General features: G+C 62.9%; 20 protein-coding genes. 8 read left to right on the forward strand and 12 right to left on the reverse strand.

The annotated features are described in order from the left end of the window. The first annotated feature begins 80 nt into the window (after nucleotides 1–80). Both MSIL_RS09160 and cdd read left to right on the forward strand, forming a co-directional pair. The gene (locus MSIL_RS09160) at nucleotides 81–365 is read left to right on the forward strand and encodes a con-10 family general stress protein (protein ID WP_012590811.1); all 285 of its coding nucleotides are present in this window, start codon (nucleotides 81–83) and stop codon (nucleotides 363–365) included. Nucleotides 366–486: 121 nt separating this feature from the next. Further along, entirely contained in the window at nucleotides 487–873 is a 387-nt protein-coding gene (gene cdd, locus MSIL_RS09165; RefSeq protein WP_425277113.1) for a cytidine deaminase, read from the forward strand. A 101-nt stretch (nucleotides 874–974) separates the two neighbouring features. On the opposite strand, the gene MSIL_RS09170 is transcribed toward cdd, so the two are convergent. After that, nucleotides 975–1184 carry a cold-shock protein gene (locus MSIL_RS09170; RefSeq protein ID WP_012590813.1) on the reverse strand — a complete coding sequence of 70 codons (210 nt, stop codon included), beginning with the start codon at nucleotides 1182–1184 and terminating at the stop codon, nucleotides 975–977. Between the two features lie 591 nt (nucleotides 1185–1775). Here MSIL_RS09170 and MSIL_RS09175 point away from each other — a divergent pair. Beyond that, nucleotides 1776–2312: a formaldehyde-activating enzyme gene (locus tag MSIL_RS09175; RefSeq protein ID WP_012590814.1), complete on the forward strand. Its 537-nt coding sequence runs from the start codon at nucleotides 1776–1778 to the stop codon at nucleotides 2310–2312. 21 nt (nucleotides 2313–2333) lie between these two features. Here the strand turns inward: MSIL_RS09175 and MSIL_RS09180 are convergent, their stop codons facing one another. After that, a complete protein-coding gene (locus tag MSIL_RS09180) occupies nucleotides 2334–2960 on the reverse strand; it encodes a nitroreductase family protein (protein ID WP_012590815.1) in 627 nt (208 codons plus the stop codon). Between the two features lie 93 nt (nucleotides 2961–3053). Between MSIL_RS09180 and MSIL_RS09185 the strand changes: the two genes are divergently transcribed. Then, complete coding sequence (locus MSIL_RS09185; RefSeq protein WP_012590816.1) at nucleotides 3054–4046, forward strand: MBL fold metallo-hydrolase; 993 nt, start codon at nucleotides 3054–3056, stop codon at nucleotides 4044–4046. 186 nt (nucleotides 4047–4232) lie between these two features. Then, a complete protein-coding gene (locus tag MSIL_RS09190; protein WP_012590817.1) occupies nucleotides 4233–5288 on the forward strand; it encodes a hypothetical protein in 1056 nt (351 codons plus the stop codon). Nucleotides 5289–5316: 28 nt separating this feature from the next. Here MSIL_RS09190 and MSIL_RS09195 read toward each other — a convergent pair whose 3' ends face one another. Continuing rightward, nucleotides 5317–6687, reverse strand: coding sequence for an L-serine ammonia-lyase (locus MSIL_RS09195; RefSeq protein ID WP_012590818.1), 1371 nt, complete (start codon nucleotides 6685–6687; stop codon nucleotides 5317–5319). Between the two features lie 73 nt (nucleotides 6688–6760). Continuing rightward, the gene (locus MSIL_RS09200; RefSeq protein ID WP_012590819.1) at nucleotides 6761–7723 is read right to left on the reverse strand and encodes a DUF5996 family protein; all 963 of its coding nucleotides are present in this window, start codon (nucleotides 7721–7723) and stop codon (nucleotides 6761–6763) included. Nucleotides 7724–7985: 262 nt separating this feature from the next. On the opposite strand from MSIL_RS09200, the gene MSIL_RS09205 reads away from it, so the two are divergent. Continuing rightward, nucleotides 7986–8729: a type 1 glutamine amidotransferase gene (locus MSIL_RS09205; protein WP_012590820.1), complete on the forward strand. Its 744-nt coding sequence runs from the start codon at nucleotides 7986–7988 to the stop codon at nucleotides 8727–8729. 106 nt (nucleotides 8730–8835) lie between these two features. Here the strand turns inward: MSIL_RS09205 and MSIL_RS09210 are convergent, their stop codons facing one another. Next, complete coding sequence (locus MSIL_RS09210) at nucleotides 8836–9249, reverse strand: DUF1236 domain-containing protein (RefSeq protein ID WP_012590821.1); 414 nt, start codon at nucleotides 9247–9249, stop codon at nucleotides 8836–8838. A gap of 541 nt (nucleotides 9250–9790) precedes the next feature. On the opposite strand from MSIL_RS09210, the gene MSIL_RS20140 reads away from it, so the two are divergent. Further along, entirely contained in the window at nucleotides 9791–10291 is a 501-nt protein-coding gene (locus MSIL_RS20140; RefSeq protein WP_187148717.1) for a hypothetical protein, read from the forward strand. A gap of 85 nt (nucleotides 10292–10376) precedes the next feature. Here MSIL_RS20140 and efeO (MSIL_RS09220) read toward each other — a convergent pair whose 3' ends face one another. From efeO (MSIL_RS09220) to efeU, 4 genes are all read right to left on the reverse strand, one after another. Next, nucleotides 10377–11222, reverse strand: coding sequence for an iron uptake system protein EfeO (efeO, locus tag MSIL_RS09220; protein ID WP_012590823.1), 846 nt, complete (start codon nucleotides 11220–11222; stop codon nucleotides 10377–10379). Between the two features lie 116 nt (nucleotides 11223–11338). After that, complete coding sequence (gene efeB / locus MSIL_RS09225) at nucleotides 11339–12640, reverse strand: iron uptake transporter deferrochelatase/peroxidase subunit (protein ID WP_012590824.1); 1302 nt, start codon at nucleotides 12638–12640, stop codon at nucleotides 11339–11341. 4 nt (nucleotides 12641–12644) lie between these two features. After that, nucleotides 12645–13805, reverse strand: coding sequence for an iron uptake system protein EfeO (efeO, locus tag MSIL_RS09230; RefSeq protein ID WP_012590825.1), 1161 nt, complete (start codon nucleotides 13803–13805; stop codon nucleotides 12645–12647). A 3-nt stretch (nucleotides 13806–13808) separates the two neighbouring features. After that, entirely contained in the window at nucleotides 13809–14660 is an 852-nt protein-coding gene (gene efeU, locus MSIL_RS09235; protein ID WP_012590826.1) for an iron uptake transporter permease EfeU, read from the reverse strand. Between the two features lie 261 nt (nucleotides 14661–14921). On the opposite strand from efeU, the gene MSIL_RS09240 reads away from it, so the two are divergent. Next, nucleotides 14922–15440: a 2Fe-2S iron-sulfur cluster-binding protein gene (locus MSIL_RS09240; protein ID WP_041367827.1), complete on the forward strand. Its 519-nt coding sequence runs from the start codon at nucleotides 14922–14924 to the stop codon at nucleotides 15438–15440. Here MSIL_RS09240 and MSIL_RS09245 read toward each other — a convergent pair. The 3 genes from MSIL_RS09245 to MSIL_RS09255 all read right to left on the reverse strand — a co-directional run bounded on the left by MSIL_RS09245 (nucleotide 15424) and on the right by MSIL_RS09255 (nucleotide 18978). Then, nucleotides 15424–16146 (reverse strand): 2OG-Fe dioxygenase family protein, encoded by a 723-nt coding sequence (locus MSIL_RS09245; RefSeq protein ID WP_012590828.1) that lies wholly within the window; start codon nucleotides 16144–16146, stop codon nucleotides 15424–15426. The genes MSIL_RS09240 and MSIL_RS09245 overlap by 17 nt on opposite strands. A gap of 94 nt (nucleotides 16147–16240) precedes the next feature. Then, entirely contained in the window at nucleotides 16241–17809 is a 1569-nt protein-coding gene (locus tag MSIL_RS09250; protein WP_012590829.1) for an MFS transporter, read from the reverse strand. Continuing rightward, the gene (locus MSIL_RS09255; RefSeq protein ID WP_012590830.1) at nucleotides 17806–18978 is read right to left on the reverse strand and encodes an HlyD family secretion protein; all 1173 of its coding nucleotides are present in this window, start codon (nucleotides 18976–18978) and stop codon (nucleotides 17806–17808) included. Before MSIL_RS09255 ends, MSIL_RS09250 begins: the two co-directional genes overlap by 4 nt. Nucleotides 18979–19150 lie beyond the last annotated feature (172 nt).

A 19150-nucleotide genomic window follows, 5' to 3' on the forward strand; every position in this document is an offset into this window, starting at 1 on the left:
TGATCTTGATCGAAAGTGCGAAACCTTTAGCGGCGCCAGACATTACATTTCTAAGACGTCTATTCAAAGAGAGCAAAGCGATGAGCGCAGTCGAAACCACCAAGAAAACCTCTACGCGAGGCTTCGCCTCGATGGATCCCGAGAAACAGCGCGCGATCGCTCGCAAGGGCGGCGAAAGCGTTCCGCATGAAAAGCGGAGCTTCTCCCAGAACCCCGGCCTCGCCGCTGAGGCCGGCCGCAAGGGCGGCCAGAGCGTGAATCCGAACAAGCGCAGCTTCTCGCGCAATCACACGCTCGCGTCGGAAGCCGGCCGCAAGGGCGGCCACGCCTCCCATGGCGGCCCCAAGAAGCCCGGCGTGGAATAAAGCGCCTTTCGGAAATAGTTACGATGCGGTAGCGAGATACTCATGCTCGCTACCGCATTTTTGTGACTGGATTCGGAGAGGGACGCTGCAGAATTTTCCGCGCGATCCCACGCTGGACGAATTGTTCGAAGCCGCGTCCGCAGCGCGCCAAAACGCCTATGCGCCCTATTCGCGCTTCAAAGTCGCAGCCTCGATCCGCACGCCGTCCGGCTCGATCTATTGCGGCGTCAATGTCGAGAGCGCCTCATTTCCCGTCGGCACATGCGCAGAGGCCGGCGCGATCGCCGCGATGGCGCTTGCCGGCGAGCGGGTGATTGCCGAGATTTTGATTGTGGGCGATGGCGACGCGCTGGTGACGCCCTGCGGCGCATGCCGGCAAAGGATCTTTGAATTCGCGGGCGGCGGCGATCCTCGCGTCCATGTCGCCGGTCCCGGCGGCGTTCGCACGAGCTTTTCGCTACGCTTGCTGCTTCCGCACGCTTTCGGTCCAAATCTCATGCCGCCGTGACTTGCGTCTCGGCGGAATTTATTGTCGACGATCAACCAATACTTGAGACGGGCTCAATGAAAAAGCCCCGGCGTTGGCCAGGGCTTTAGAAATGGCGTCGTTCAGGCTGCGCGAAGATTGCCGGCCGACGATTTGCCGGTCCGCTTGTCCGCGATCACTTCATAGTTGATCTTCTGGCCTTCCTGCAGGTGACGCAACCCTGATTGCTCCACAGCGCTGATGTGGACGAACACGTCTTTCCCGCCGTCGTCAGGCTGGATAAAGCCGTATCCCTTGTCTGGATTGAACCACTTCACAGTTCCCGTAGTCATATAAGGCATCCCTAGAATCGTAATAGGCGAGCGTCAATCGATGACGCCGATGTCGCATCGTCGTTTTTGAGAGGTCGTCAGCAGACGCAAAATGCGATAGCCAAGTCGTCGGTGGAAAACACGACATGCGCCCAACATAGGGCGACTGCGCTGCGAACACAAGCGGGCTATGCGTCAATTTGACAAACAGCCGAAATTTTGAATCTGGTGTATAAATTTAACGCAGAGCGGTTTGGCTTATAGCGCCGTATTTCCGAGCAGCGCCGCCTTTTTTTCCAAGTAGAAAGCCAAATTCGATGTCGACGGCCGCCGGAGATGCTTGTTAGGGCGCTCGGCCGCGATATAGATTTCCCACAAATGACGCCTTTGCAAGACGCAGATCGTTCATCCCCGGAAGTATTGCTGTTCCCGTCGCTTCGGCATGTATTTCATGCCGCCATTTGGATTGCGCATTCATCTCTGCTCAACGCGCGAGAATTTCGCGACATCGTCGGCTGCTGCCCCGAGCCGGGACGACGCCGCCGATGATCGCCCTTCCGCACCGCTCGGGACGGTGCTATTCGACCGCCTCATTCATCAACGGGATTGACCATGAGCGAAATTTGGCTGCGCACGGGCGAGGCGACGGTTCTGGCGGCGGACGGACAATTCACCGACGCCATGCCCGAGGTGATGATCGGTGATGTCAAGGGCCCCGTCGGCCACGCCTTCGCCGCCATGGCGGGGCAAAGCGCCGGCCACCCGCGCATGTTCGTCATCCGCGACCTCAATCAGATGGTTCGCCCACCGACCATGATGACGACGAAGGTGACCGTGAATTCGACCGCCTATGTCGAATTGTTGGGCGGGGTCGTGCAGGCGGCGACAGGCGACGCCATCGTCGATTGCCTGAAGGAGGGCGTGTTGCCGAAGGATCAGGCGAATGATCTTTGCATGATCATCATGGTCTGGCTCGACCGGCGCTGCGCCAGCGACCCGAACCTCGACAGACGCGACCTCTACCGCACCAATTACGAGGCGACGAAGCTTGCAATCGCACGGGCGATGAATTTCCAGCCAAGCGTCGATGAACTCATCGAAAACCGCACGACGATCAGCCATTACGCGCTCGAAGGCGTCCTCGACTGATTTCTCGCCGGACGCCCCCGCTCAGGCTGGCGTCCAGCGGCTGACGATGGCGTCGATGTCCGGCCGTTTGCGCTCGGCCGGACGCTCTTTCGCTGTGCCAAGGAAAATCACGCCCGCCACTTTTTCATGGGTGCGGACCCCGAACAGCGCCCGCGCCCCCGCACTGGTCGCGGCAAAGCCCGTGACCCAGTTGGCGTCAAAGCCAAGGGCGTTGGCGGCCGTCAGGAGATTCATGCAAACGGCGCCCGCAGACAGCTCCTGCTCGAAGAGCGAGATTTTCGCGGCGGGATCGGGGCTGCTGACGACGATGATCGCGACCGGCGCAGCGACAAAAATCCGCTCCATCAGCGCCGTAAATTTCTGAAGCTTTGCGGGCTCCATCGCGGCGTACTCGACCGCGTAGCTGCGCGCGACTTCGCGGCTTGCATCCGCGCGCGCTTCGCCCTCGATCAGAATAAAGCGCCAGGGCTCGAGCGCGCCATGGTCGGGCGCGCGGCAGGCGATCGTCAGGAGGCGGCGGAGCTGGCGGTCATCGGGGCCGGGCTCGCCAATGGCGGCGACGGCGGCGGAGCGGCGAGTCTCCATCAGCGATAACAGCGCCTCGCCATCGCTGGCGTCGGTTTGCATGGAATCGACGGCTTTGGTCATGTCGCGCTCCGGGGCACTCTTTAGTCCACCCTTACGCTTGACTTACCGTGGCGGCAACCTATTGTTTTTACTCTGTATCTGGAATAAATAAAGATGCCCGGCTCAAAGCGGAACCGCTATTACGCGGGCCCCCCTTCCGACCATTTCGACGGTCATCGTTTCTTCAATCCGGAGGACGAGCGCAGAAGCCCCGGACTCGGCGCCCTTCTGCGCTGGCGGTTTTCGGGCGGCAAGGCGAAATGGCCGAAGTCTGTTCCGAGCCCTTTCCTCGACCATCCGCCAGAACGCGTCGCCGGCCTCAGGATCACCTTGATCGGCCACGCCTCGATGCTGATCCAGGCGGGGCTATGCAACATTCTGGTCGATCCGCATTGGTCGGACCGCGCCAGCCCGTTCTCCTTCGCGGGACCAAAGCGCGTCAACCCCCCCGGCGTCGCCTTCGACGATCTGCCGCCGATCGACGTCGTGCTTATCACCCATGCGCATTATGATCATCTCGATATGCCGACTCTGCGCCGCCTGTGGCGCATCCACCGCCCGCGCATCCTGGCGCCGCTCGGCAATGACGCGATCATCCGCCGCGCCGATCCCGACATCGAGGTCGCAACCGGCGACTGGGGCGATCGCTTCGCGCTGTCGGACAGCGTCGCCGCAAGCCTGACGCCGGCGCGTCACTGGTCGGCGCGAACCTTGAGCGATCGCAACATGTCGCTCTGGTGCGGCTTCGCCATCGAGACGCCGGCAGGCCTCATCTACCACGTCGGCGACACAGGCTTTGGCGACGGAAGGATTTTTCGCAGCGTGCGCCGCCAATTCGGCGCGCCCGCGGTCGCGATCATTCCGATCGGCGCCTATGCGCCGCGCTGGTTCATGTCGCCGCAACATGTCGATCCGGCCGAGGCGGTCGCGATCATGCGCGAATGCGGCGCGCTCCAGGCGCTTGGCGTGCACTGGGGCGCCTTCCATCTCAGCGACGAAGCCCATGACGCGCCCCCGCGGGAGCTCGCCACCGCCCTCAATGCCCACGGCGTCGCGGCGAAGCATTTCGTTCCGCTGCAGCCAGGCGAGGTCTGGCAGACGCGCTGAGCCGGGGAATTTTTTCGCAAAGCTGCAGACGTTTGCGCCTGGAGGATGCGCTCCAACCGCGGGTCGGAAATATTCTCCAACCGCCGCGATGTGGGATTTTCCACCAAAACAGCCCCGAAAATTGCGCTTCAACAGTCCCACCGCGGCGATGCCCGCCGGCGGCGCAAGGATCGGAGAAACAGCGTCATGGCTCACGTTACTTATGCCGACATTCCGTCGCTCACACTGTGGATGCGCGATTCCAGCGTGGCGTTCGCCACGCGCAAGCAGGACATCATCCTGACGCGCGTCGATCGATTGCTCGAAGACTACCACCGCGCCGAACTCGACCCTGGCCGCCAGAGCCTTATTCTCTGCGATCTCTTTCTCACCATCGATTGTTGGGTGAAGAGCCTTCACGCGCGCAACGCCAACTGCGAGAAGGGCCGATACAATGCGATGATGAATTTGTTCGGCGCGGTCGTGAAGCAATTGAAGCTGGCCTTCGTCGTTCATTCGGATGTCGAGCTTTCCAATGCGCTGAAAGAGTTTCTTGGCCTTGGCATGAGCGCCGGCGGCCATGTCACGGACCAAAGCTCGCCGTTGAAGCCGTTCAGCGACGACGAGCGCGCCCGCGCCCGGCTGTGGTTCAAGGACGGCCTCGCCTATCAGGTTCCGTGGTGGGAGAATTCGCGCAGCCTGAAGAAGCAATTGGCCTCGTCATATCACGGCTATATCGAGATGAAACGCGGCGAGATGGGCGGCCAGTCGCCGAGCTATTGCGGCTTCGTGATGACGCTCGATCGTGAGATCTACATGCGCAAGCAGGATCGCGACGCGCATCAATTCCATTCATCCTATAATGGCGGCGCCCGCGTCATCATGGCCGGCACGATGCTGGTCAGGAGCGGCCGCATCCTCGGAATTCGCACCGATAGCGGCCACTACAAGCCGGGCGTCCACAACCTCAACACGTTCCTCTGGGCGCTTTTGATGTTCGGCGTCGAACTCAGCCCAATTTCAATCCTCGATCACAAGGGCGACTATGTCACCTCGGCCGACAAATTCCTCGCCGACAACAATAAATGGAGCCGCTATCTCGACGGCCGCGAGAACGAGATCAAGAAACTCGGCGAGGCGCAAGGCCAGGCTGGCTTTCAAAACCGCGCGCAATTCGGGAAACGCGACGATCTCCAGGCGCCTGCCAATGACGGCAAGAAGTCCCTGATCGACAACCCCTATGAGGAGGCGTCGGCCTCGTGAGAGCGGCGGCCGCTCCGCCCCGCGGCGGTCAGCACTCCGTAAAATTGACCGCGAGGCCGCCCTGCGAGGTCTCCTTATATTTGCTCTGCATATCGGCGCCGGTTTGGTACATCGTCGCGATGACTTGATCCAGCGAGACGCGATGGACGCCATCGCCGTTGAGGGCGAGCGAGGCGGCGTTCACCGCCTTGACGGCGCCGAAGGCGTTGCGTTCGATGCAGGGGATCTGGACAAGGCCGCCGATCGGATCGCAGGTCATGCCGAGATGATGCTCCATGCCGATTTCGGCGGCGTTCTCGATCTGCTCGTTCGAGCCGCCGAGCGCGGCGGCGAGACCGGCCGCCGCCATCGAGCAGGCGACGCCGACTTCTCCTTGGCAGCCGACCTCGGCGCCGGAGATCGAGGCGTTCATCTTGAACAGCGCGCCCACCGCCGCCGCCGTCAGGATAAAGGCGCGCATCCCGGCGTCCGAGGCGCCGGGACAATAGTCGCGATAGTAGCGCAACACCGCGGGCACGACGCCGGCCGCTCCATTCGTCGGCGCGGTGACAATGCGTCCGCCCGCGGCGTTTTCCTCGTTGACGGCGATGGCGAACAGGCTGATCCGATCCATGATCTCATGCGGCGGCCGCTGGTTTTTGAGCCGGTCCGCCTCGAATTTGGCGAGCAGCATTTTGGCGCGACGGCGCACCCGCAAGCCGCCCGGCAGTTCGCCGTCGAAGCGAAGGCCGCGATCAATGGCGTTCATCATCGTATCGATGACGAGATTGATATGACGGTCGACCTCGACAGCGGGGCGCGCAGCGAGTTCATTGGCCTCGACGATCCCTGCGATCGACACCCCCGCCCTCGCGCACATATCGAGAAGCTCCGCCGCATCCGCAAAAGGATAGGGAAGATCGACCGCCACGCCCGCGGCGCGGTCCAGATCGTCTTCCCGCGTGATAAAACCGCCGCCGATCGAGCACCAACGCTCGTCCGAAAGGAGGCGGTCATCGTCGCCGAAGGCCCGCAGGCGCAGCGTGTTCGGATGACGCGGCGTCTCGCTCATACGGTCAAAAACAATGTCGCGGGCGGGGTCGAAACCAATCGCCTTGAGGCCGCCGAGGGGAAGCGAACGGCTTTGGCCGATATCCGCGATGATCTGATCGGCATGGTCCGGATCCACCGTTTCGGGACGCTCGCCGGCAAGACCCAGCATCACCGCCTTGTCGCTGGCATGGCCGCGGCCGGTCCAGGCGAGCGAGCCGAAGAAATCGACGCGCAGGCGCTTCGTCGCGGCGACGAGGCCAGCGATGCGCAGCGCGTCGGCAAAGGCCGCGGCCGCCTTCATCGGGCCGACGGTGTGCGAGGAAGAGGGTCCGATGCCAAGCTTGAAAATCTCGAAAAGGCTGATCAAACATTCGCCCCGCGAGCTATCGGAGCCGGCGAAACAGCGGCGGCGTATTTTGTCATTCTCAATCCCTGACGCCTCAAACCAGCGTTTGGCCGGAAGGATCGTAGCCGCGTTCGAGCGCAGCCCGGTCCCATTGTCCGCATTCAGCCGCGGCGAGATAAGTGCTTTGCAAGAAACGCATCAGCGCGGCCTCCGGCGAGGGCGCTGTGCGCACGCTGTCATAGGGCAGAATGAATTCCTGCAACGCCTCGCTGAAAAACGCGCCGTCGGGTTCGACCGGGGCAGACGAAAAGCCCTCGGGGGCCGGATAGGCGTAGGAATAGAATGCCGGATAGTCGATCCCTCCCCCGCCCGGCCAGAAGCCGGCGCTGCTCACCTCATGCGAATAGGCGTCGCGCACGACGGCGAGCGGAAGATGGGGAACGGCCGGATGCGGCGGCGCCCGCCGTCCGGAAAAGCGCGTCGCGGCAAGATCGAAACTGCCCCAGAAAAAATGCACGGGGCTGCTCTTGCCGATGAAGGCGGCGCGAAAATTCTGCAAAACGCGATCGATCGCCAGCAGCGCCTTCCAGAACCGATGCGCATAGTCCGCGTCATAGGCGGCGTGAACCCGGTCCTCCCTGAAGGGGATCGGGTCGGGCAATTCATTCGGCGCGCCGTTGATCTTTGACGGCAAACTGAGACTTTCAAGCCCGGCGATGAACTCTGCGAAAAAATCGGCGATCGGCTGCGGCCGCAAGGACGCGCTCCAGCGGGCGCCGTCGCTTGCCTCGACAATGAGAAAATGATCGACGAAATCAAAGCGGATTTCAAACACGCGCCCGCTGTCGAACATCGGCCCCGTCGTCAGGCCGCGCGCGCCGACGTAAAGCGTGCCGGTCCAGGCGTGGTTAAGCGCGGGCGTATGTCGCAGGCGAACCTTGCCGACGATCTGCGTCATGAGATGCAGCGTCGCGGCCGTTTCGCGCCAAGCCTCAAAGGGGAGGTCCGGCCAGGCTCCCGAAGGCGGCGTGATCTCGGCGAGCAGCGTCGCTAGCATGGACTTTCCTTCTTCAGGGAGCATGGCGCCTCATATGGGGTGCGCCTGCGGCCTCCGCGAGCTGGAGGGCTGCCCATCGCGGCCGTCGAGCCGCAATTGAAGCCGTTGACGAGCGCGCTGGTTTCTTTTCAATATAAAAATATTCTTTAAAATAGGACCGCAGGGGCTCGCATCTTGCTTCAGACGAGTAACCGTCCGTCAATCAGGGCCGACCGCCAAGCGTCAAGGCAAAAGATCTTTGGCCCTCTGTCAGGGAGTTTGGATGCGTATTCTGGTCTTTCAGCATCTTTCGGTCGAGCATCCCGGCATCTTCCGCAACTTCTGGTCCGAGGCCGGGCACGAATGGCGCGCCGTCGAACTTGACGAGGGAGAGCCGATCCCGACCCTTGACAGCTACGATCTCCTTGTCGTCATGGGCGGCCCGATGGACGTCTGGCAGGAGAAGGCGCATCCGTGGCTCGCGCGCGAGAAAGCGGCGATCCGGCATTGGGTGGAGCGGCTGGAGCGACCCTATTTCGGCGTCTGTCTTGGTCATCAACTGCTCGCCGCCTCGCTTGGCGGCAAAGTGGGCCTCATGGTGCGCCCAGAGGTCGGCCTGTCGGCCGTCGATCTGACGCCGTCCGGCCAGGACGATCCCCTGTTTCAAGGCTTTGCGGCGGGCTTTGAAACGTTCCAGTGGCATGGCGCCGAAGTATCCCGCTTGCCGCCCGGAGCCAAAATCCTCGCCGGCAATTCGGCCTGTCCGGCGCAGGCCATCCGCTACGGGCGACACGCCTATGGCGTGCAGTTCCATATGGAGATCGAGGCCTCCGCGGTCGACGAATGGGAGCAGATCCCTGAGTATCGGGAAAGCCTGGAGAAAGCCCTTGGCGCAGAAAACGCGGCGCGGCTCGGACAGGAAATCGCGCCCAAGCTTGAGGCTTTCGAGCGATCCGCGCGCCTCGTGAACAACAATCTGATGAAAATCGTCGCGCGCGGAGCCAAGCGCGAGGCGGTGACTGAGTGAAATGCGCAGCGCTTGAAAGCAAGCCAGCGGCCCGTTAGTAACGAGGCCGCTGGCCATGCGGGGCGATTGGGCTTCTTTATGCCCTCCGTGTCTTTACGCGCGGAGTCTACTCGATCACTTCGACAATGCGGCCGGTGTTGGGATCCACCAGCACAGGCACGTCGTTCACGACGGTGTAGCGATAGCCCGGCGCCTGATACTCGGGCGGGACCTCATAATAAGTCACGCCGGCGTTTGGAAGCACCGCGCCGACGCGAACGGGCTCTTCATAGCGATAGGATGTCACGTGCTCGCGCTGGACGTAGCTGCGAAAGCGGGGGCGTTGCTCGACGCCTAAAATTCCGCCGACCACGCCGGCCGCCGCTCCCACGGCTCCCCCGACCACTGCGCCGACCGCGCCTCCAGCCGCGCCCCCTTCTTCCGCCCCGCGCTGCGCGCCAGGCGCCAGTCCCTGCGCGAAAGCCGCGCCGCTAATGAGAGTCGAAGCCATCAGCACCGACAAAACGAATTTGGGAGACATTGCGAGATCCTTTCGGGATTGGTTAGTCAAAGACAACGGCGAAAAAAATCCGGCTCGCCGTTGCAGGGCGCGAAACGTCAGCAGGCATTCACAAGTTCCCTATTCGTTGCGGACGGGTCACCTAAGGTGTTACGCGGGAGGCGATGGAATACGCTCGACATATCTGACGATTTGATCGTGTAATCGTTAATTGCAATCCTTACGCTTTACGATCATGCGCCTGAAATTCGCTGCGCGCGTGGCGGAACTACTTTATCGGCGTCAAGTTCCTCGTGCTGGATCACAAAGAACTAGGGAAACGGCCATGACACGGAGAATCGCATTTGGCGGCATCGCGACGGCTGCGCTTGTTGCAGGTCTGACGCTAGGGTTCGCGCAAATGGCGGACGCCCAGCAGGGAGCCGCTGGAACGGGGGCAGCCGGCGCCGGCGCGGCCGGTGCAAACCCGGCTGGAGTCGGAGCGGCGGGAGCGAGCCCCGCGGGACCTGGAGCAGGAGGCGGCGCGGCCAGAGCGGGATCGGGCGGCGCCGGAGGCGCGGGTTTGGAGGCATCGCCCGCGAAAGCAGGATCGGCCGCAAAAGCAGCAGGGTCCACTGAAAGCGGCCCCAACGCGCAGAGCGCTGAGCGCCCAGCTAATGGCGCGGGAAAAAGCGGCGAGATAAAGCCGTCAGCGCAACAGTCCGGCGGCGAAATGCAGGGCAATCATCCGCAGGCCGACGCCCAAACGACAGGCGACCGGAACAGAGTTGGAGGAGCCGGCGACACCCACCGCTCCACGACTTCCCAAATCAACACCGAGCAGCAGACGAGAGTCCATGCGGAACTGGCGCACACCCACATCAGGGAAGCGCCGAACCTCAATGTTAACCTTCATATTGGCGCGACGGCCCCCCGAACGATTACAGAATATTGGGAGCCCGTCCCTCCCACCATCATCAATATTGTTCCGGCCTGGAGCAGCTATCGCGTCATTCGGGTCGGCAATGAAATCCTCATCATCGAACCCGATACATTCGCGGTCGTCGCTGTCATCGAGGGTTAGCTAACCCGATATCCAATCCCTTGCCGGACCGGCTGCGTCCGGCAAGGTCGTCATCAACGAGCGTGTGTTGGCCTCGAGCGCGGGACTAATTGAGTCCGAGCTTGCCGCGCAGGGTCGACAGATCTTCGGCGAGCGTGTTCACCGACGCGGCGAGCACCTTGCGGTCGGCTTCGGTCAGCTTCTCATAGGATTCATAGCCGTTTGCGGTCTTGTATTTGCCGAGCGTTTTGGCGACCGTCGTGAAATTGCCGTCAACCTTCTTGACGAAGGTCTTGTCGCTCTTTTCGATCAGCGGCTTGAACAGGTCAAAAATCTTCTTCGAGCCGTCGAAATTGGCCTGGAAGTCATAAAGGTCGGTGTGGCTGTAGCGGTCTTCCTCGCCGGAGATCTTGGTTTTGGCCACTTCCTCCATCAACGCCGCCGCGCCGCCGACGACCTTCTCCGGCGGGAAGGTCAGATCTTTAATCCGCTTCGCGAGTTCGTCGACATCGGTCTGGAGTTTATCGGCGATGGGCGACAGCCCGTCCGTGCTCTTTTTTTCGAACAGCCCATATTCAAGGCGGTGAAAGCCCGTGAAGCCCTCATCGGCCTCTTTCTTGTCGTGATCGTCGGCGCGTGAATCGATCGCCTTGTCGAGATCGTCGAACAGCTCGGCGATCGGTTCGATCTGCTCATAATGCATGCGCGTCGGCCCGAACAGCGCCTGCGCCTTTTTGAGGTCGCCGGCCTTCACCGCATCGGTAAAAGCCTTGGTGTCCGTGACCAGCTTCTTGGTCGCGGCCGAAACATAGATCTTGTAGTCGGTTACAGGCGCGACGAGATCGAGCGGCGCGACCTCGGCCCGGGCAAATTGCGCGCCCCCTACAATCGAGAGAGCGACGCCGGCGGCAAGAAGCCCGGCAAGACGGGTTGGGCGATGAGGCAATTTCATAGTTTGCTCCTGTATGGTTGATCTCATCGCGGCGTGGGACGCGTCATGGATCGGTTTGGCGGGAAAAAGGGCGCGCCGCAGCAGACGAACGATCGCCCCTGTGGAGTTTGAAGGCTCTACGACAGAGCGATGCCTGCCGCCTCCAGCATGGAGCGGCCGAGGAAATCCTGTTCGTCTCTTGCGCCTGGCAGCGTGTAGAAAAAGCCGCCGCCGATCGGGTTGATGTATTCTTCGAGCGGTTCGCCATCGAGCCGGTGCTGGACCGTGATAAAGCCCTTTTCGAGATCCGCCTGATAGGCGATGAAGAGCAGGCCCATTTCGAGCTGGCCGGATTTCGACACGCCGTTGGAATAGTTGAACGGGCGGCGCAAAATGAGATTGGCGCGGCTTTCCGGCGTGCGCGGATTGGCGAGCCTGATATGGGCGTCAATCGGCGTGATCTTGCCGTTGGGATCGGCGGCGAAATCCGGAACGTCCGCTTCGGTTTTGCCGTCGAACGGCGCGCCGGAGGGCTTTCTTCGGCCGATGATCCGCTCTTGCTCGCCGAGCGGCGTGCGGTCCCAGCGTTCGACGAAATTGCGGATGATGCGCACGGCCTGATAGGTTCCGCCGGCGGCCCAGGCCGGCTCTTTCGAGCCCGGCTGGACCCAGACGATCTCATTCATTGCGGCCGGATCGCCTGCGTGCGGATTGGCCGATCCGTCGCGGAAGCCGAGGAAATTGCGCGCGCTTTCCGGCGGCTGGCCGGGCTTTGCCGGCAGAGCCGGAACATAGCCCTCCTGCTTCCAGCGCAGCACCAGAAGATCCGGCAGGCTCTTCAGGATATCGCGCAGGGCGTGGATGTTGGCGTCGGCCGAGTTCGACGAAAACTGTATCGACAGATCGCCATGACAGAGCGCGGGGTCCAGCGCATCGTTCTTGAAGCTGGTCATGCGCGTCAGAACGGCCGGCTTCACTTTCGCAAGGCCAAAACGTTCGTCGAACATCGACGAGCCGACCGACAGCGTCGCCGTCAGATTGTCAGGCTCGACGACCGGACCGAGCAACCCCGAGTCCGGCGGCGGCAGGCGGGGGTCGAGCTCCGGCGGCGTCCATCCTTGCGTCAAAAGGGCGAAGCGGGCCGTCAGCGTCCTGAACAAGCGCACGAGATCGGGCGGGCTCGAGGCGATCACGTCGAAGGTGGCGATCATGCCGAATTCTTGGCGCGGCGTGACGATTCCCGCCTGATGCGCGCCGTAGAACGGGTTGCGCTGCTGCTGTTTTTCGCTGATCGGGGCGTTGGTGACGTTGGTGCTGTCGCTTTGCGCAAGCGCCCGTTGCGGCGCGCCGGCCGAAAGGGCGCCGGCAAGGGCGCCGCCCGCGAGCAGCAGGCTGCGGCGATCCGGGGAAAGCGAGAGCGGAGTCTTTCGATTCGACATTGTTCTAGTCCAGTCCGATGGCGGCGTTGAGCTTTCCGAGTTCGCTCGAGAGTTGACGGAGATCGGCGGCCACAGCCGCCCGCGCGGCGCCGGCGTCAGCGCCCGTCTTCAAAGCAGCGATCGAAGCCTTGGCGGATTTGAAACCCGCGTCGACGCGAGCGAGAAGATCCGGCGAGGCTTTGGCGATCAGCGGGCGCAGCACGTCAAAGCTCTTGGCGGCGCCGGCGACGTCGGCCTCGAAATCGGCCTGGTCGGTATGGGCGTAGCGCTCGCTGACTCCCGAGGCTGCGGCGTCCGCGCTCTTGGCGAGTCGTTTCGAGGCGCCGGCGGCAATATCCTCGGGAGCGATTTTCAAAGCGCGAATGCGCTCCTTCAGCGTCGCGACGTCGCTCGCCAGTTTTTCGGCAACGGGAGCAAGGCCAGCGAGGCTAGTTTGGCCGAAAAGCCCATATTCGAGGCGATGGAAGCCGGAGAAGGCGGGATCTTGCTCGCGCTTTTCAAAATAATCCGGCTCGGCGTTGATCGCCGCGTCGAGATCGCCAAACCGCTGCGCGGCCGGGGCGACATGCAGATAGGGCCTGCGCGCCGGCTCATAGAGCGATCGGGCGCGATCGAGGTCGCCGGCCTTGATCGCCTCGCTGAGATTCTGCGTCGCCTCGATCAGATCTTCCGTCTCGAGTGCGAGATAGACCTGATATTCGGCGAGCGGACCGATGAACGCCGTCGCCGGCGGCCGCGCCGCCTCAGCCTCGGATTGGGCGGATGGCGTGACGGTCAGCTTGCCGCGCGGATTGTTGAGCATGCCGCAGGTGATTTCGAACACGCCCGGATTGAGCTTTGCCGTGAGCCGCGCGGTGATCCCGGGGGCGATGTTCTCGCGCTCCTCAAGCACCATGACCCCGTCGAGAATCTCCCACTCGACGACGCGCTGTGAGGCGTTGACGATTTCGAACACGGTTCGCCCAGCCGGCACGGAGAGCTCGTTCGGGTTGCAGGAATCGGCATTGACGGTGATGCTGACGATCTTGGCGCCTTCCGGCGCGCGCGCCTTTTTCGACGCCAGATAGAAGGCGACTCCCGCCACAAGGACAAGCAGCGCAGCGGCGCCGACGAGCAGCTTTATGCCCCATCCCGCCGGGGGTTTTTTAGAGGGCGTCGCGTCCATGGATCAGACTTTCTGTCGCAGATTGGCCCCCGACGCGGACGCCGGCTCCGGCGGCGGCGAGGCCGGCATAAGGAACAGCACGAGCGTCACGGCGAGAAACGCAACATAGACGACAAGCTCGCCAACGGTCGGCGCGTCGCGATAGCCGAGGAGTCCGGAAAACAGCACGCCGAGCGGCCCATCGGCGGGCAGAACATGGCTGACGTCGAAAGCAACGGTCTGCAGGCTGTTCCAGAGGCCGGCCTCATGCAGCGAGCGCAAAGCCCCAGCGAGGATGCCGGCCGCGACGAAGAGAATAAACACCCCCGTCCAGCGGAAAAATTTGCGGAGATTGAGCCGAACGCCGCCAACATAGACGCCATAGCCGATCGCGATCGCGCAGATGACGCCAAGGAGAGCGCCGAGCGGCGCCTCGGCGCTCTGGCTCTGCTGAAAGATTGCGAGGAGAAAGAAAACAGATTCAAGCCCCTCGCGCGCCACCGCGAAGAACACCATGCCGATCAGCGCGAGACTATGGCGTCCGCCCTTGAACGCGGCGTCGACCGAATGCTGCAATTCGCCCTTGATCGAGCGCGACGCCTTGCGCATCCAGAACACCATCGAGGTCAACACCGTCGCCGCGATCAGCCCGACCAAAGCCTCGAAAGCCTCTTGCGCCTTCTGCGGAAACTCGGCGCTCGCGAGTTGAAGTCCCGCGCCGACGAAAAGCGACAGAGCCAGCGCGAGCAGAATGCCAAGCCAGACGAGGGGCATCGCATCGCCGCGGCCGGTCTGCTTCAGATAGCTCGCGACGATGCCAACGATCAGCGCCGCCTCGACGCCTTCGCGCAGCATAATCAGGAACGGAACTAACATAGGCGAGGGCTCACATAAGGCTCCAGAGAAGTGACGGGCGGGACTGCGCGGCCCCGGCCATGACGTCATCGCAGCCGCGCGTCTGTCTGCAATCTTTCGATTGCAATGCCTAAGCCTTTCTCTGAAAAGGCTCAAGCACTTGTTGTTATTCAATAAATAGAATAATTCAAAACTTGATGGATGTGCTTGCGCATATTGGCGTTTGTGCTTGAGGGTCGGCCCGCAAATATTTGCTGTTCGCCGCCGATGCGTAAGAGCGACATGGCGGCCGCTCCGAATAATGTGACGCCTTCGCGCGACGCGATGGACCGGAATCTGCATGGCCCCGGACCGGCGCCGCCGAAACAGAATCGAGACAAGCTGAATATGGACGAGCCCGCCATCGAACCCGCAGAGCCGGAAGGGCCGCCAAGAACGCCCCTCGCCGTCACGCTCAGCGAGGGCGGCCTGTCACGCCGCATCGATGGTTTTGATGGGGAGCGTCTGCTCGACGCCCTGTTGCGCGCCAAGGCCGCCGTCATGCCGCTCTGTAACGGGCGCGCCTGTTGCGGCGGTTGCCGGATCCGCATCGAAAAAAGCTGGCGCGATCGGGTGACCCCTTCCGGACGGGGCGAGCGCAGCGTGCTGCGCTATATCGACGATCCGCACGAGGACGACCGCCTGTCGTGCCAGATCGCGCTCTCCGCCGAGGTCGAGGGGCTCGTCGTCCGCACGCTAGAGCGGCAGCCCGCGCCGGCGCAGGCAGGCGCCGACGCCGAAGAGATCAACGCCGGAAAGTGACCACCAGCACGTCACGGCAGGCGGGATGCGCGGGATCGAGCGGCGTCACCGGCGTCACGCCATGGTAGACGCGAAAATCATCGACGAAAGCGGCGTCGAGCGGCTGCGTCAGCGTGAAGGCGCCGATCTCGGTTTTGGCGAGGTCGTGGATCGTCGTCTCGCCGCTCGCGACATTCCGGCGGTCGACCAACAGCACGAGCACCCAGTCGACGCCGTCGCGATGCAGACCTTCCGGCGTCGGCAGCCCGGCTTCGCCCGCGCTCGCCTCGATGCGGAACTGATGGACTTCGACATGCCACGCTTCGGGCCGCTGATCGGCGGGCGTCAGCCGATCGAACAGATCGAAACTCATGCGCAAAATCGCGCGCATCGCCGGATGAGCGCCAATGTCGTCGGCGACCGGGCTGAACCAGCGCTCGAGCCCGCCGTTCAGGGCGTTATAGTCGCGGCTCTGGTAATGCGGCTGATGCGGCTTGCGAAGCGCGCCTTCGCTGGAAACCGAAAAGGCGGCGAAGCGCCGGCGCCGATAGCGTCCGCCATCGGCCATGAATCCGTCGACGCCGAGGTCGTTCCAACTCGCGGCGAAGCCGTCCCAATCGGAGAGCCCCGCGCTGCGCAGCACAGTCTCCATCGCATCCGCCTTGGCGAAGGCAAAGCCTTCGAGCTTGAGCCGCTCGGCAATCGGCTGCAGCAATTTGTCCATCATCTTCCCTGCTGACGTCCCTGGTCTTGTCCCGCCGATATAAGCGGGATCGGGCGCAAAAACGAGGCGCCGCCGCAGCAACGCGGCGGGATCGGTCTCAGCAGAGCGCCGGCGGGCGATATTTGACCGTGGCGACCACAAGCAGACAGAGAAAGCTGCCGAAAGCGGCGGCGACAAAACCGTCGATGTAGGACAGCACCGCCGCCTGCTGCGCGACATGCTGGCCGAGCAATTTGGCCGCGCGCGCGGCCGCCTCGGCCTCGGAGGAGCTGCCCGCAAGAATGCTGCGATAGGCGTCGAGCCGCGCGGCGGTCAGCGCGGAGAGACTTTCGACATGCAGTCCGACGAGATTGGAATGCACCTGCTCCCGGATCCGGACAAAAGTCTGCATGAAAGCGGTGCCGATCTCTCCGCCAAGCAGCCGCGTAATCTGCATCAGACTGCCGATCGTCAGCGCATCGGCCGGCTTGATCGATCGGACGATCAGAACAAGCAGCGCGGTCAGCGCGAAGGATTGGCCGATCGCCTGCAAAACCTGCGAGGGGAGGAAATCTTGCGTCGCCCATTGGCTGGTCAGGCCGGTCGCCATCAGGCACGCGACGCCGATAAAGCCCGTCCCGAGGCCAAGCACGAGACGCGGGTCGACCCGCTTTAGAAGCGCGGCGAGCGGAACCACGATGACGAATTGCGGCAGAGCGATCCACAACAGCACGGAGCCGACCTGCAGCTCGCGGAAATTCTGCACCGTCTGCAGATAGCTCGGAATGATATAGGCGGTCGACAGGATGATGAAGCGATAGCCGGCGAGCAGCAGGATCAGCGGAGCAAGGCTTTCGCGCGCGATGACCCGCAGATTGATGAAGGGCCGCTCGGCGACATATTCGCGGACGATAAAGAGGCAGCTGAACAGCGCGCCGGCGATGAGAAGCCCGTTGACGAGGCCATTGTTTGTCCAGTCGAGCCGATTGCCCTGATCGAGGCCGGCGTAGAGCAAGGCGAAGCCGGAGGCGCCATAGACGAGGCCCGGCCAGTCGAGATCGCGCAGGCGCGTCGACGTCGGCGGATCGCGCGGCACGCCGTAAACAACGCAGACGAACATCAGCGGCAAGGCAAGGCAATATTGCCAATGGATAAAGCCCCAGGACCAGTTCTCCGCGTACCAGCCCTCGAGCGAAGCGCCGATATTCTGCGACAGTTCGGAATTCATCGCATAGACGGCGACGCCATAGATGATCAGCCGCTGCGGCAGGCTGCGGACGATGAAGCTGATGGTCAGCGGAATGAACGTCCCGGACCCGAGCCCGCCGAGAAATTGCGTGACGAAATAGGCCGTCAGATTGGGCGAAAAAGGCGCCAGCAGCGAGGTCGTGAAGAACAGCGTGACGCCATAAAGCAGAAAGCGCCGCACGCCGAAGATCGAGGCGAGATAGGCGCTGGCGACGCCGCTGACCATCTGCCCGACGCCAAAGCTCGTCGTGATCCAGGCGCCTTCGTCGAAGCCGGCATGCAGCCCGCCGCGAAGATCGGCGAGGCCGAACGTCGTGACCCGGCTTCCGAGCGTGCTCATCATCGCGCCGAGTAGGACGCCAAGGATGCCGATATAGGGCCGCAGGGAGCCAGCCTCGCTATGCGGCGCGGCGGCGGGCGAAACCGCGATGACGCTCATTTTTTTGCGGCCAGGTCCGGCGCGTTGGCGGCGCCGGGCGCGCCGGTGTCGACCGTCGCGATGACCGACATGCCGGGGCGCACCAGCGCGCCGAGCGCCGGGTCGGGATCAAGCACGATCTTGACCGGAACGCGCTGCACCACCTTGGTGAAATTGCCCGTCGCATTGTCGGGCGGCAATAGCGCGAAGGTGCTGCCCGTGCCGGGCGACCAGCTTTCGACATGGCCTGTCAGTTTCAAATCGGGAAAAGCGTCGACGGAGATGCGGGCCGGCTGCCCCGCCCGCATGTTGGTCATTTGCGTTTCCTTGTAGTTGGCGATCACCCAGATGTTCGGCAGCGGCATGACGGCGATCACCTGCGCGCCGGCGTTGACGAATTGACCGGCCCGGACCTGACGCTGGCCGACGATGCCATCGGCGGGCGAGACGATGCGCGTGTAGTTCAGATTGTTGCGCGCGAGTTCGACGGCAGCGGCCGCCGCGTCTCTTTGCGCGGCAAGCTGCTTTGCCGTCACATCAAGCCCCGCGAGGACGGCTTTCTGCTGGTCGAGTTGGGCCTGGTTTAACAACAGCTGCGCCTGCGTGCGCTTGGCGTTGGCTTCGGCCTGTTCGGCGAGCTGCGGCGTTCCCGCTATGCGCGTCTGAAGAAGATCCTGTTGCCGCTTGAGCTCGAGCTGGTAGCGCTGCAAATCCGCCTGCGTCGCGGCGATCGTCGCCTCCGCCTGACGGATCAGCGCGCGCTGAACGTCTTTCTGGTTGGCGAGATTGTCGAGATTCGCCTGCGCCGCCTCCAGCGTCGCCTTGGCCTGATCCAGCGCCGCCAAATAGTCGGAGGGATCGATCTCGACGATCAAATCGCCCTGACGCACCTCTTGGTAGTCTTTTACCGCAACAGTCTTGATGTAGCCGGAGATCTTGGCGGCGAGCGGCGTCAGATCGCCGGCGATGTTGGCGTCGTCTGTTGTCTCGAATCGCGCGGCGCCAGTCCAGCGATCCCAATGTCCGGCGACATACCAGGCGAGATAGCCGATGGCGGCGACCGCGATCAGCCGCAGCAGCGGCGGGAGAAAGGACCAGCGTCCGCGTCGCTCATCCCCGGCGGGGATCGGCGCGGCGGCCGAAGCGCCGCCCGGCGGCGGCGACGCCGCATCGCGCATGGCTTCAGTCATGCTCAAGCTCGTCCTTTTTCGCTGCGTCCTTCAAGCAAAGCAAGGATCCTTCGACCTGAAGCTTAAACTGCAAGGACTGACTGTCAAAGGCGCTTCGATCCTTGCGCGCATTTGAGTTGAGTCATTGGCCATGTTAGCAATTGGCGGCTCAAATCTGTCGAGCAGGTTGGGC

It is taken from the genome of Methylocella silvestris BL2 (assembly GCF_000021745.1).
GTDB lineage: Bacteria > Pseudomonadota > Alphaproteobacteria > Rhizobiales > Beijerinckiaceae > Methylocapsa > Methylocapsa silvestris.